Genomic DNA, 13896 nt, shown 5'->3' with positions numbered 1-13896 from the left:
TTTCTTCGAATCGCTAGACTGCTCTAAATCTTTGTTTTGTCGCGCTCCCTAACCGCAAAAGTGAGCTCCACTTTTGCCGGGAACGCTCCAGGTGATGCTTCCAGCCCATCGGCTGCTCTCTTTTGTTGAAATGGAGCAGCTCAAATGCGGATCAACGGGGAAAAACTTTCCCCGTTGATCTGAAAGCGGAGCCTATCCTTGCGCAATTGACTTTGACAAGCACTGTTTAACCGGCCCGCTCAACAATGGCGGCCACGCCCATGCCGCCAGCCGTGCAAACCGAAACGAGCGCCCGCTGTTTTTCCAGCGTATTCAACATCTTGGCCGTCATGCCCAGGATGCGTGCACCCGTGGCGGCAAAGGGATGGCCATACGCCAAAGACGACCCGAACACGTTGATTTTTTCCACAGGGACGGGTCCAAGCGGACCATCCCTCCCCAGAACGGCCTGATTGTAGTCGATATCTTCCCATGCCGCGAGCGTGCACAGAACCTGTGCCGCGAACGCCTCATGGAGCTCGAACAGATCGATATCGGCAAAGGAAAGTCCCGACCGGCGCAGGAGATCGGACACAGCTATGGTGGGCGCCATCAAAAGCCCGTCCCCATGGGCGAAATCATTGGCCGAAACCGCACCCATGGTGAGCCAGGCAAGGATGGGCAGGCCGCGCTCGCGCGCCCAGTCCTCACTGGCCAGCAGCACCGAGGAGGCGCCGTCGGTGAGCGGGGTCGAATTGGCGGCGGTGAGCGTGCCCTTGCCCGATTGCTTGTCGAAGGCGGGCTTCATGGTCGCCATTTTTTCGAGGCTGGTATCGGGGCGGACATTGTTGTCCTTGTAGATGCCGGCGCAGGAGACGATCAAATCGTCGTGAAAACCGGCATCATAGGCCGAAGCGGCATTCTGGTGGCTGCGCAGGGCGAAAAGATCCTGCGCCTCGCGCGAAATGCCCCATTGCTTGGCCATCAATTCGCAATGTTCGCCCATCGATAGCCCGGTGCGCGGCTCCTGCGTAGAGGGCGCGACAGGGGCGATTTCACCGAAATTGAAGCCCTTGAAGGCCGCCAGCTTTTCGCCCGCCGTCCGGGCGCGCGACAGCGCGATCATCCGCTTCTGCATTTTGGGGCCGAGGACCACGGGGCTGTCCGAGACCGTATCGGACCCGCCGGCGATGCCGCTGTCGATTTCGCCCGTGGCGATCTTGGCAGCCAGGATCAGCGCGGCCTGAAGCGAGGTGCCGCACGCGATCTGCACCGTGGTGCCCGGCGTATGGGGCGAAAGCCCCGCATCGAGCAAAGCCTCGCGGGCGAGGTTGAAATCCTTGGAATGGGAGATGACCGAACCGGCCATCACCTCGCCGATCCGCTGGCCCTTGAGACTGAATTTTTCAACCAGCCCGCCGATGGCCGTGGCCAACATCGACAGATTGCTCTCGTTTTCATAACCCGTGTAGGCGCGGCAGAACGGGATGCGTGCCGAACCCACGATGGCGACCCTGCGCAATGTCTGGTTCATTTCTTAAGCCCTTCCATCCTGGCGTGCCTTGATGGGACCGCCCAGGAACGGGGCAAAGCCGGTGCCCAAAATCATGCCGATATCGGCCATGTCGGCGCTTTCGACAACGCCCTCGGAAACGATAGCTTCGGCGGTATCGACCAGCGGCTGGACGAGATCGCGGCCCAGCCCTTCGAGGTTGCCATGGGCGGGCGGCTTTTCCTTAACCGGCTTGCCGTCTTCCCATTTGTAGAACCCCTGCCCCGTCTTGCGGCCCAGCTTGCCCGCCGCGATCAATTTGGCAAAGCGGCTGTCGCTGGGGATTTTCTGGCCCAGTTCCTTGGCGACGAATGCCCCCACGTCGAGCCCGACGGTATCCATGAGCTCGATCGGCCCCATGGGCATGCCGAACGCCACGGCGGCGGCATCGAGCTGTTCCGCGCTTTCGCCCTTTTCCACCCTGTCGATGGATTCGAGCATGTAGGGCATGAGCGCCCGGTTGACGAGAAAGCCCGGTGCGGACTTGACCACCACCGGGCTTTTGCCGATGGCGAGGACGAAGGACGTGCCGCGCCTGATCGCTTCATCGTCATTGAGGGTCGAGCGGATGACTTCGACCAGCGGCAATTGGGCGACGGGATTGAAAAAGTGCAGCCCGATCAGCCGGGCGGGATTGTCCAGAGCCTCGGCGATGCGTTCGAGCTCGATCGAGGAGGTGTTGGTGGCCATGATCGCCGTTGGTTTGAGGCGCTGCTCGGCGTCGGCGAAAATCTGCTGCTTGACCTCGAGCTTTTCGACCACCGCTTCGATCAGCACGTCACAACGGCCGATGGCCTTGCCCTCAACATCGGGTTCCAGACGCGCCATGGCGGCATCGACGGCCTGCCTGGTTTTCAGGCGCTTCTTGAAGAGCTTTTTGGCCCTGTCGAGCGCGGGCTGGATACGCTCCATATCCATATCCTGCAGCGTCACATAGAGGCCGCGATAGGCGCACCATGCGGCGATATCCCCGCCCATAACGCCGGCGCCCACCACATGGACGCGGGTGAATTTGGGCTTGTCCTTGAGCCCGAGCCGCTTGAGGCTTTCCGAAAGAAAGAACACCCGGCGCAGATTTTGCGCCGTCGGCGAGGCCATCAGCGGGACGAAGGCGTCGATCTCGTGGGCGATCATCTTTTTGGGGTCGTCGCCATATTTCTCGAACAGGTCGATCAGAGCATGAGGGGCGGGATAGTGGTTTTTCGGCGCTTTTTTGCTTGCCTCCTCGCGCATCTTTTCGGCAACCCGCGACCGCATGGGGCCGAGCGCCATGAGGCGCTTGGCAAAGGGTGCCGGGGCGGACTTACGCTTTGAGAGCACCGCCTTGCGACCCTCCCAGCGCAGCGTGTCGCGGTGGCGGACGAGCTTGTCGACGAGGTTGAGGGCCCTCGCCTGCCTGGCGCGGACGATCTTTCCTGTCAGCATCAATTGCATGGCATCGACCGGCCCGGCCTGGCGGATGGAGCGCCCGGTGCCGGCAAAGCCGGGGAAGATGCCCAGATTGACCTCGGGAAAGCCCAGCCGCGTCGCCTCGTCATCGACGGCGATGCGGTAATGGCAGGCAAGCGCCAGCTCCAGCCCGCCGCCGACACAGAAGCCGGAAATGCCGACGACGAACGGGAATTTGAGGTTTTCGATGCGCTGGAACAGTGCGTGCGTGCGCTTGAGCGCCTCGGGCAGTACGGCGGGGTCGCTCATCTGGTCGAATTCGGAAATGTCGGCGCCGGCGATGAAGCCCGATTTGCCCGAAAGCAGGACGACGCCCACCAGTTCGCCCGCCTTGACGAGGGTTTCGAAATGGGCGACCAGCGTTTCGAGCTCGGCGATCACCTCGCGGCTGAGGACGTTGACCGAATTGTCCCTTACGTCCAGCGTCAGCCAGCCGATCTGCTCGACATCGGTTGAGAACTGCCAGTGCCGGGTCTGTGGCGTATCGGGTTGCGCCAAGGCTGAGCTCCTCTGGTTTGGTGCGGCGGAAGGGTGGAACGATTGCTTGCCGTTCGCAACCGCCTATTCCGCCGCCTCGGTAAACGGATCGCTCCGATGCCGTGATGGACGGGCCAGCTCGTCCGGTGCGAAATCATCGACCTCGATGACGCGATCGGTCGCTTCGTCCGCATCGCGCATGATTTGCGCTTCCTCGGGCGTGAGGATGCCGTTTTCGACGGCGTCGGCGATGGCGTCGCGATCCAGCCGGCGATCGATCTGGGCCTTCTTGATGGCGCGGAAGAACTTCTTTTCGATCTCGGCGGCGGCTTCGACCTTGACCAGCGCGTCTTCGAGGATGCCGGTGCGATCGGCGGGGTCGAAGGAGACATAGACGCCACGGGTCAGCCGGTCGCGGAAGTTCGATTGGCCCAGGACGGCGCGGGCGAGGCGGAAATTCTCGCGGTCCGAGGACGGACGGGCGCGGCGGCCGAGCGGGAAAATGAGCACGCCGAGCGCGAATTTGAGGAACGGATTGGGGAAATTGTCGACGACCTCGCCCAGACCTTTCTGGATCGCGGCGATCCGGTCGCGGGCGATGGCGTCGATGACCGGGATATCCTCGGGCATGCGGCCATCGTCCTCATAGCGCTTGAGGGCAGTGGACAGCAGGTAAAGGTCGGAAAAGACGTCGGCCATGCGGCCCGAAAGCATCTGCTTGCGCTTGAGATCGCCGCCCAGGAACGCCACGGTCCAGTCACCGGCCAAGGCAAAGCTTTGGGAATAGCGGTGGAGCTGGCGATACCAGCGCTTGAGCTCGTGCTCGACCGGCGAGGACGCGAAGCGCCCAAAGGTGAGATTGTGCCACCACGAGGCGGTCATGTTGCGCAGGATGAAGCCGATGTGGCCCGAGAACGCCTTGTCGAACTCGGCAAGGCCGGCGCGCCTGTCGGCGTTTTGCGCCGACTGGACTTCCTTGAGCAGATAAGGGTGGGCGCGGAGCGCGCCTTGGGCGAAAGTGATCAGCGTGCGGGTGAGGATGTTGGCCCCCTCGACGGTGATCGCGACCGGGACGGTCTGATAGCCCGAAAAGAGGTAATTGGACGGCCCATCCTGCACGGCGCGTCCGCCATGGATATCGAGTGCATCGTCCATGCGGCCGCGCATTTCGTCGGTGGCGCGGTATTTGAGCGCCGCCGAGATCACGGCGGGCTTCTGGCCGTCATCGACGATGGCCGCCGTCATGGCGCGGGCGGCCTCGAACTGATAGGCCGATTTGACCAGACGGGCCATGGCTTCGCCCACGCCCTCCATCATGCCGATGGCGATGCCGAACTGGCGGCGGATGCGGGCATAGGCGGAGGTGACGCGCAGCGCGCCCTTGATCGAAACCGTGCCGATGGCAGGGAGCGAAATGGCGCGGCCGGTGGCCAGGCATTCCATGAGCATGCGCCAGCCCTGCCCCGCATATTGGGTACCCCCGATCAGGAACTCCATGGGGATGAAGACGTCCTTGCCCGAGGTCGGCCCGTTCATGAAGGCGGCGCGAGCAGGCATGTGCCTGCGGCCGATTTCAACGCCTGGATAATCGGCGGGAATAAGCGCGAGCGTGATGCCGATCTCCTGGCCTTTGCCCAGATGATTGTCCGGATCGTAGAGGTTGAACGCGACGCCGAGAAGCGTGGCGACGGGGGCGAGGGTGATATAGCGCTTGTCCCAGCTCAGCTTGACGCCAAGGACCTGCTGGCCCTGATATTCGCCATGGGTCACCACCCCCACATCGCGCATGCCGGCGGCGTCCGAGCCGGCATGGGGGCCGGTGAGCGCAAAGCAGGGAATTTCCTCGCCCTTGGCGAGGCGGTGCAGATATTGGCCCTGCTGCTCGGGAGTGCCGTATTTTTCCAGCAATTCGCCCGGCCCGAGCGAATTGGGCACCATGACCGTGATGCCGGCAGCGACCGAGCGCGAGGCGATCTTGGAGACGATCTGGCTCTGGGCCTGGGCGGAAAAACCCAATCCGCCATGCTCTTTGCCGATGAGCATGCCGAAAAAGCCCTTGTCCTTGAGAAATTGCCAGACCTCGGGGGGCAGATCCATGCGGTTGTGGCGCGTGTCCCAATCGTCGATCATCGCGCAGACTTCTTCGCAGGGGCCGTCCACGAAGGCCTGTTCTTCCGGCGTGAGGTCGGGCTTGCGGATGGCAAAGAGCTTGTCCCAATCCGGAGAGCCCGAAAAAATCTCGGCGTCCCAACCCACGGTGCCGGCGTCGAGCGCTTCCTGCTCGGTGCGCGAAATGCGCGGCAGGATGGATTTGACCATTCCATAGGCCGGGCCAGTGAGGACCAATTGTCGGATGGGCGCTAGGCAGAGCAGGCCGAGGACGATTGCGGGGAGCAGCGCGACGATCCAGCCGCCGGCGCTGGCGGAAAACGCCAGCCCTTCTTCCGGGCGCAGCATGGCGAGGATGCCGATCACCGCGGCAGCGATGGCCCACTGCCAGAGGGGCGACTGGCGGATGGCCATGACGAAGAAAGCGATGATGCTCAGGACAATAAGAGCAAGAACCATGGGTCGTCTCCCCTAGCCGAAGCTGCGTGCGGCGCCTGTCGAGTGCTGTGAGCATAAATCTATGGACGTAAACGTCAATATAATGCCTTTAAGGTCATACCCATGCCGTCCCATGTGGCGCCGCTGCGGAAAAGTCGCGGTCGAGGCTACAACGCCTCGCCGGCGGATTCGTTTCCATTTTGCCGGCACGCCCCGGTATTTCGAGAGGCCGTAAATGCGCCATGGAAATGGAGCATGACGTTGGGGGAGATGTTTGACGCTAACGTCAGGCCGTGACATTGTTCGGTTAAAACAAGGATCGGACGAGCCGTCCCCGAGGAGGAGAAATATGGATAGACCTGCCACCGCGGAGCACCCCTGGACGCAATCCTATCCCGAGGGGATAGATTGGGATGCGTCGATCGACACGACGCCGGTCCATGAGCAGCTTCTGGCCTCCTGCGCCCGGATGGGCGATGCGCCGGCGCTCGATTTTCTAGGGGCGACGACATCGTTCCGGCAACTCGCGGAGCGGATCAATGCCCTCGCCGGCGCGCTGCAAACCGAACTCGGCGTAAAAAAGGGCGATCGGGTGGCGCTGCTGATGCCCAATACGCCCTATTACGTCATCGCCTATTTTGCGGTGCTCAAGATCGGGGCGACGGTGGTCAACTGCAATCCTCTCTATTCGCTCTCCGAATTGAGCCACATCATTTCCAATTCGGGCGCCGAAATCCTCATCACCCTCGATCTCAAGGTGACCTTTGCCAGCGCCGAGAAACTGGCGGCGAACGGCGGGATCAAGAAGCTTGTCGTGGGCCATTTTCCCAATGCGCTGCCGGGCTTCAAGCGCGTTCTCTATAAGACCCTCAAGGCCCGCGACCTCGCCAAGCCCGAGGAATCTCAGGTCAAGGGATCGGTGGTGTCCTTCGATGAGCTGATCGCGCTGGCGCGCACGCCCTCCCCGGTGTCCATCGCCCCCCAATCCGATATCGCCGTGCAGCAATATACCGGCGGGACCACGGGCCAGCCCAAGGGGGCCATGCTCAGCCATGCCAATATCGCGGCCAACCGGGCCCAACTCGAAATCTGGGGGTGCGGGCTGTTCAACCCCAAAACCAAGGTCGTCGCCGTCCTGCCCTTTTTCCATATCTTTGCGATGACCACCTGCATGAACCTGCCGCTCTGCAGTGGTTCGCAGGTGGTGATGCTGCCCCGGTTCGAGATGAAGGCCTTCATCGCGCTGATGAAGCGCACACGGCCCAATGTGGTGATGGCCGTGCCCACACTGCTGCACGCCCTGGCCGGCAACAAGGCGGTGACCGCCGAAGTCCTCGCGCCGCTGCAATTTGCCATTTCGGGCGGCGCCAGTCTTTCGAGCGAAACGCGCGAGGCCTTCGCAAAGAAATCTGACGCCATGCTAGCCGAGGGCTACGGGCTGACCGAGGCCTCGCCGGTGGTAACCTGCGCCGCGCTCCATTCCGCTTCACCGCCCGGCTCGATCGGCCTGCCCATTCCCGCCACCGACATCCGCTTCATGAACCTCGATGATCCGGAAAAGGAAGTGCCGCATGGTGAACGCGGCGAACTGGTGGTCAAGGGGCCGCAGGTGATGGCGGCCTATTACGACAATGCGGAAGCGAGCCGACAGGCCTTCACGGCCGAGGGCTATCTGCGCACCGCCGATGTGGGCCATTTCGACGAGAACGGTTATGTTTTTCTTGTCGACCGGATCAAGGATCTGATCATCTGTTCGGGCTTCAACGTCTATCCACGCGCCATCGAGGATGCGATCTACCAGCATCCGGGCATCGACGAGGCCAATGTGATCGGGGTCAAGGACACCTATCGCGGCGAGGCGCCCGTGGCCTATGTCAAGCTCAAGGAAGGCGAGACGCTGGGCGCGGACGAACTCAAATCCTTCCTCAAGGAGCGCCTTTCCAAGCTCGAAATGCCGCGCGAGATCATCTTCAGGGACGAGTTGCCCAAGACCATGATCGGCAAGCTCTCCAAGAAGGATTTGCGCGAGGATTACGAAAAGACCGTCAGGAGCGGGGGATGAAACGTTGAACAAGCTCGATGCCGACAAGCGCGATTTGTTCGCCATCGCCGATCTTGCCAAGGAATTCGGCATATCGACCCGCGCCATCCGGTTTTATGAAACCAAGGGGCTTTTGAAACCGGATCGGTTGGGTTCGACCCGCGTGTTCCGCCGCCGCGACAGGGCGCGGCTGATCCTGATCCTGCGCGGCAAGCGGCTAGGGTTTTCCCTGCGCGATATTTCCGAATATCTCAGCCTCTACGATGCGGATGGCACACGGACCGCGCAGGTGAAGCTGTTGATCGACAAGGTCGATGAGCGGTTGGGCCTGTTGCGGGCGCAACTGACCGATCTGGAGACGACGATCGAGGAGTTGAGCGAAATCCGCAATCTGGCCGACGAGAGGTTGCGGGCGGGGGATGAGGGGTAGGGTTTTGGCGTTGCGAACCGGCCCCTCGGTTCTCACTTTCGTTGAGGGCGTTGAAGCGCTGCGTGGGTCCTCGGGTCAAGCCCGAGGACGACGAAGGGGGATTTGGGCCTGACCGGATGAAGCCCTAAATATCGAACCTGATCCCTTGGGCCAGCGGCAGGTCGCGGGAATAGTTCACGGTGTTGGTCTGGCGCCGCATGTAGGCTTTCCAGGCGTCCGAGCCGCTTTCGCGGCCGCCGCCGGTTTCCTTTTCGCCGCCGAACGCGCCGCCGATTTCGGCGCCCGAGGGGCCGATGTTGACGTTGGCGATGCCGCAATCCGAACCGGCGGCTGAAAGGAACGTCTCGGTTTCGCGCACATCGGTGGAAAATATGCAGCTCGAGAGCCCCTGGGGCACGTCGTTCTGGAGCCCGATGGCCTCATCCAGGGTCTTGTAGGTCAGCACGTAAAGGATCGGCGCGAAGGTTTCGTGCTTTACGATATCGGCCTGCTCGACCATTTCGACGATGGCCGGGCGGACGTAATGGCCACCCTCGACGGCCTCGACCCGCTCGCCGCCCGTGACCTTGCCGCCCTGCCCTTTCGCCTTGTCGAGAGCATGCTGCATGGCCTCGAACGCTCCCCCATCGATCAAGGGGCCGACGAGCACGCCGGTTTCGAGCGGGTTGCCGATGGGCAGGCTAGCATAGACGGTCTTGAGCTTCTCGACGAGCTGGTCGCGGATATCCTCATGGACGATCAGCCGCCGCAGGCTCGTGCAGCGCTGGCCGCAGGTGCCGACGGCCGAAAAGACCACGGCGCGGACAGCATTGTCGAGATCGGCCGAGGGGGCGACGATCATGGCGTTGTTGCCGCCCAATTCGAGGATGGTCCGGCCGAACCGTTCGGCGACCCTGGGACCCACCGCGCGGCCCATGCGGGTCGAGCCGGTGGCCGAGACGAGCGGCACGTGTTTCGACCCGGTCAGCGCTTCGCCCACATCGGCCCCGCCGATCGCCACCTGCAACAGGCCCGCGGGCACATCGCCGAACCGGGCCAGCGCCTTTTCAAAGATTCTTTTGACCGACAGCGCCGTCAGGGGAGTCTTTTCAGAGGGTTTCCATATCGTCGTGTTGCCGCAGACCGTGGCCAAAGCGAAATTCCAGGCAAAGACCGCGACGGGGAAATTGAAGGCCGAGATGACGCCGACCACGCCCAGCGGATGCCAGGTCTCGCGCATGGAATGGCCGGGACGCTCGGACGCGATGGTTAGCCCGAAAAGTTGCCGCGACTGGCCGACGGCAAGATCGCAGATGTCGATCATTTCCTGGACTTCGCCGAGCCCTTCCTGAAGGATTTTCCCCGCTTCGAGGGAAACCAGCGCCCCCAATTGGTCCTTGGCGGCGCGCAATTCCTCGCCGAACAGGCGGATCAATTCCCCCCTGCGCGGCGCGGGCACCAGTTTCCATTCGGCGAACGCGGTTCGCGCCCGCGCGATCATCGCTTCGACCTCGATTGCGTCATGGGTCGCCACCTCGCCGATCAGCGCGCCATCGATCGGGCTGTGCGCGGCGAGCGCGCCGCCGGTCAAATCGGATGGATCGAGAAAGGCGGCCTTGAGAATATCGGCATGGGACATGGACGGGTTCCTCTTGCTCCTGATTGCCGGCCTCTGCGGGCCTGCTTGGTATCAAGTCTAGAGGAAGCCCACGCGAGGGCAAAACGATGATTGGTGATCGCTTGATGAGCGGGACTGATATCGGCCCGAGGAACCCGCGAGGCGGAAGCGATGTTGTTTTGCTGAGCCATCATGGCCCGGATGGAGAATACCATGCCTGCAAAATCGAAAGCACAGCAGAAGGCGGCCGGCGCCGCGCTCTCTGCCAAGCGCGGCGACACCAAGGTCAAGGAACTCAAGGGTGCATCGAAATCGATGTACGAATCCATGAGCGAAAAAGAGCTTGACGAGATGGCCTCGACCAAGCGCAAGGGCAAGCCCGAGCACAAATCGGAGTCCTGAGCGCCTTATCGCCGGTTAATGCGACGCCTCCTCGGCCATCTGCTGGGCTTGAAGCGCCAGCCGCGTTACGGTCGCGGCGTGCTCGAACGTATGCGCCCGTGTGGTGCGTTCGAGAACATCGGCGGCGAGATCGCGGAAATAGGTGAGCGGGACGGCCGAGCAATCGATATGAGTCGAGCGGGTGTTGTTGACCATGAACAGATGGTCGGTGCCCGGGCGGCCCTCAACGTCCACATATTTGCGCAATTCGATATAGCCTTCGGTCCCCAGGACCAAGAGGCGCCCGTCGCCCCAATTGGGCAGCGCGTCGGGAGTGTACCAGTCGAGCCGGGCGTAACCGCGCGCCTTGTCGCTCTTGAGGAGGATTTCGCCGAAATCCTGGAAGGCCGGATCGTCGGGATTGGCATAATTGCCGACACTGGCCGAGACGATTTCGGCGTCGTCGGAATCGGTGAAGGTCAGGAACTGGTCGATCTGGTGCGTGCCGATATCGCCCAGGATGCCGCCATAAAGCGATTTGTCGAAAAACCAGTCAGGGCGCGTGGCGCGGTTGAGCCGGTGCGGCCCCACGGCGAGAGTCTGGACGATCTTGCCGATCTCCCCTGCCCTCACAAGTTCGAGCGCCTTGATGGAGGCGGGAACTTCGAAGCGCTCTGAAAAATCCACCGACCAGATGCGGCCCGTGCGCGCCACGGCGGCCTTGATGGCTTCGAGTTCGGAGAACGCGATGCAGCCGGGCTTGTCGAGCATGACGTCCTTGCCATGCTCCATCGCCTCGATGGCGAGCGCCGCGCGGTGCTGGGGCGGGGCTGCGATCAGCACGAGGTTGATCTCGGGATCTTCGAGCAGTCGCCGGTAATCGTCGGCGCGGGGCAGATCGCCGAAGCGCTTGTCAAAGCCGGCCAGCGTCTTGGGCTCGCCCTCGGTCCACCAGCCCTTGCAGCGCGCGCCGGCATCGACCATGCCGGCCAACATTCCATAGATATGGCGGTGATCGATGCCGATCACGCCCATCACCACATCGGCATTACTCATCGGCACCCACCTCGCTGAGCGCGACCGCGCGCTTTTCGCGCGAGGAAAGGGTGAGCGCGTCGATCAGCCGGTGGACCTTGAGGGCTTCGGCGCCGGTGACAGTGGGCTGACGGCCATCGCGGACCGCCTCGATGAAATCGCGCTGGGCGGAGGTGTGCCAATCATGGGGGAAGGCCATGGGATCGGCGCCGCCGCCGGTGCCCGCCTCTTCGCCGAAGCTTTCGGTGCGGCCATCATGATAGGAAACGGTGAGGACGCCCGAGCCCAAGTGAACCGCCGCGTTCTCGAACCCCAGTTCGATGGTTTCGGCGCCGCCGGGATAAGCGGCGGTGGTCGCGACGATCGAGCCCATTGCGCCCGAGGAGAAGCGGGCGCCGGCGGCGACGAAATCTTCCGCTTCCATCTTGTGGATGGAGGAGGTTCCCATCAGCGCCATAACTTCGCTGATCGGCCCGGTATAGACCTGCAGCAGATCGAGCGTGTGGATCGCCTGATTGATCATCACCCCGCCGCCGTCACGGGCATAGGTGCCCCGGCCCGGCTCGTCGTAATAAGATTGAGGGCGCCACCAGGGAACATTGACCTGCGCGATGCCGAGCTTGCCCAGCGCGCCGGTCTCGATGAGGCTCTTGAGCTTGAGGGAGGCTTCCCGGAAGCGGTGCTGGAAGACGACGCCCAGCGTAACCCCGCCGGCGCTCGCGATATCGACGAGTTCCTGGCCGGCGACGCTGTCGCGCTCCAAGGGCTTTTCGAGAAGGATGTGCTTGCCGGCCTTGGCGGCGGCTGCAACGATATCGCGCCTTGCGTTGGGCGGGGTGAGAACGATCACCACCTCGATATCCTTATGGCCGAGCAATTCATCGAGGCTGGCGGCCGCCGGCACGCTCCATTTCTCGCAAAATTCGCCCAGACGACCCTCGTCCCGGTCATAGACGGCGCGGACCTCGGCGATGTCCGAGAGATCCTGAAGCGCCCGGGCGTGAATGCCCGCCACCATGCCCACGCCGACAATCCCGATCCCGACCATCTCTTCCTCCTGTTTTACCCGGCATAGTGTGCAGAACCGCGCTTGCCAGACAATCTTTAGTACAATATGTATCCTAGTATCCTACGTGCGAATAAGAGACAACCCCGCCGCTTGAACGGAGAGGGGCAGAAGGAGGATGGTGTGCAAAAGCGGCTGATGCGACAGACTTGGCGCTGGTTCGGACCCAATGACAAGGTCACCCTGCGCGATGCGCGCCAGGCGGGGGCCGAGGGAATCGTCACGTCCCTCTATCACGTCCCTCCCGGGACCATCTGGACGCCGGACGAAATCACCAAGCGCCAGCAGGAAACCCTTGTGGGCCCTGATGGTTCGGCGTCCGGAATTGCGTGGGAAGTTGTGGAAAGCCTGCCGGTTTCCGAGGCCATCAAGACCCAGACCGGCGACTGGCGCGAGCACATCGCCAACTGGAATACCAGCCTTGAAAACCTCGCTGCCTCCGGCCTCGAGGTGATCTGCTACAATTTCATGCCGATCCTCGATTGGACGCGAACCAACCATCGCCAGGTGCTGCCCAATGGCGGCACGGCGATGAGTTTCGACCTTGCGGCCTTCGCGGTTTTCGACATCCATATCCTGGCGCGCCCCGGTGCCGCCGAGGATTTTCCGGCCGATATCGTCAAGGAAGCCGAGCGCCGCGCCAACGCGATGACCGACCAGCAAAAGGCCGAACTGGCCGACGCCATCGTCGCCGGTCTTGCCGGCGCCGTCGAGAACTGGACTGTCGATACGCTTCGCGACCAGCTCGCGCTCTATAGCGCCATCGATTCAGAACAGCTCCGCCGCCATCTCTTCGATTTCCTCGAACAGGTCGTGCCGACGGCCGAACGGCTGGGCGTGCGCATTTGCTGCCACCCGGACGATCCCCCGTTCTCGCTGCTCGGCCTGCCCAAGGTCGCTTCGACCGAGGACGACTATCGCAAGCTGGTCGAAGCCGTCGACAGCCCCGCCAACGGCATCACCTTCTGCACGGGCTCGCTCGGTTCGCGTGGCGACAATGATTTGCCCGGCATGGTCGAGCGGCTGGGTTCGAAAATCTTCTTTACGCATCTGCGCAACGTGACCCGCTATCACGAGGGCACGCCCACGGGCTTTCTCGAGGACGACCATCTGGGTGGCGATATCGACATGGTTGCCGTGGTCAACGCGCTTCTGCGCGAGCAGGATCGGCGCGTTGCCGAAGGCCGGGGCGATTGGCAGATTCCCATGCGCCCCGACCACGGCCACGACCTGCTTGACGATGCCGCGCGCGGCGCGCGTGCCGGCTATCCGGCAGTCGGACGGCTCAAGGGGCTGGCCGAACTGCGCGGCGTGATGCACGCTTTGGCATAAGCAATCCGGA

General features: G+C 62.7%; 10 protein-coding genes. 4 read left to right on the top strand and 6 right to left on the bottom strand.

Annotated elements, in window-relative coordinates:
• Positions 1 to 226 precede the first annotated feature (226 nt).
• From V4T21_RS02000 to V4T21_RS01990, 3 genes are all read right to left on the bottom strand, one after another.
• Positions 227 to 1513, bottom strand: a complete 1287-nt coding sequence (locus V4T21_RS02000) for an acetyl-CoA C-acetyltransferase (RefSeq protein ID WP_332712299.1) — start codon at positions 1511 to 1513, stop codon at positions 227 to 229.
• Between the two features lie 3 nt (positions 1514 to 1516).
• Positions 1517 to 3478 carry a 3-hydroxyacyl-CoA dehydrogenase NAD-binding domain-containing protein gene (locus V4T21_RS01995; protein WP_332712296.1) on the bottom strand — a complete coding sequence of 654 codons (1962 nt, stop codon included), beginning with the start codon at positions 3476 to 3478 and terminating at the stop codon, positions 1517 to 1519.
• Positions 3479 to 3541: 63 nt separating this feature from the next.
• Positions 3542 to 6025 carry an acyl-CoA dehydrogenase gene (locus V4T21_RS01990; protein ID WP_332712294.1) on the bottom strand — a complete coding sequence of 828 codons (2484 nt, stop codon included), beginning with the start codon at positions 6023 to 6025 and terminating at the stop codon, positions 3542 to 3544.
• Positions 6026 to 6353: 328 nt separating this feature from the next.
• On the opposite strand from V4T21_RS01990, the gene V4T21_RS01985 reads away from it, so the two are divergent.
• Together V4T21_RS01985 and V4T21_RS01980 are read left to right on the top strand one after the other, a co-directional pair.
• Positions 6354 to 8066, top strand: coding sequence for a long-chain-fatty-acid--CoA ligase (locus V4T21_RS01985; RefSeq protein ID WP_332712291.1), 1713 nt, complete (start codon positions 6354 to 6356; stop codon positions 8064 to 8066).
• Between the two features lie 4 nt (positions 8067 to 8070).
• On the top strand, positions 8071 to 8475 hold the full coding sequence (locus V4T21_RS01980) for a MerR family transcriptional regulator (protein ID WP_332712289.1): 405 nt from the start codon (positions 8071 to 8073) through the stop codon (positions 8473 to 8475).
• A 124-nt stretch (positions 8476 to 8599) separates the two neighbouring features.
• Here the strand turns inward: V4T21_RS01980 and amaB are convergent, their stop codons facing one another.
• Positions 8600 to 10093, bottom strand: coding sequence for an L-piperidine-6-carboxylate dehydrogenase (gene amaB / locus V4T21_RS01975; protein WP_332712286.1), 1494 nt, complete (start codon positions 10091 to 10093; stop codon positions 8600 to 8602).
• A gap of 192 nt (positions 10094 to 10285) precedes the next feature.
• Here amaB and V4T21_RS01970 point away from each other — a divergent pair, with 192 nt between their 5' ends.
• Positions 10286 to 10474 (top strand): DUF3008 family protein, encoded by a 189-nt coding sequence (locus V4T21_RS01970; protein ID WP_332712283.1) that lies wholly within the window; start codon positions 10286 to 10288, stop codon positions 10472 to 10474.
• 15 nt (positions 10475 to 10489) lie between these two features.
• Here the strand turns inward: V4T21_RS01970 and V4T21_RS01965 are convergent, their stop codons facing one another.
• Positions 10490 to 11509, bottom strand: a complete 1020-nt coding sequence (locus V4T21_RS01965) for a Gfo/Idh/MocA family protein (protein WP_332712280.1) — start codon at positions 11507 to 11509, stop codon at positions 10490 to 10492.
• A complete protein-coding gene (locus tag V4T21_RS01960) occupies positions 11502 to 12536 on the bottom strand; it encodes a Gfo/Idh/MocA family protein (protein WP_332712277.1) in 1035 nt (344 codons plus the stop codon). The genes V4T21_RS01965 and V4T21_RS01960 overlap by 8 nt, the downstream gene beginning before the upstream one ends.
• Positions 12537 to 12692: 156 nt before the next feature.
• Here V4T21_RS01960 and uxuA point away from each other — a divergent pair, with 156 nt between their 5' ends.
• Positions 12693 to 13886: a mannonate dehydratase gene (uxuA, locus tag V4T21_RS01955; RefSeq protein WP_332712700.1), complete on the top strand. Its 1194-nt coding sequence runs from the start codon at positions 12693 to 12695 to the stop codon at positions 13884 to 13886.
• The last annotated feature ends 10 nt before the right edge of the window (positions 13887 to 13896 follow it).

The sequence above is a fragment of the Pelagibacterium mangrovi genome, assembly GCF_036662815.1.
GTDB classification, from domain to species: Bacteria; Pseudomonadota; Alphaproteobacteria; order Rhizobiales; family Devosiaceae; genus Pelagibacterium; species Pelagibacterium mangrovi.
The sequence above is the reverse complement of the archived record's forward strand: the minus strand, read 5'-3'. Positions and strand labels throughout refer to the sequence as shown.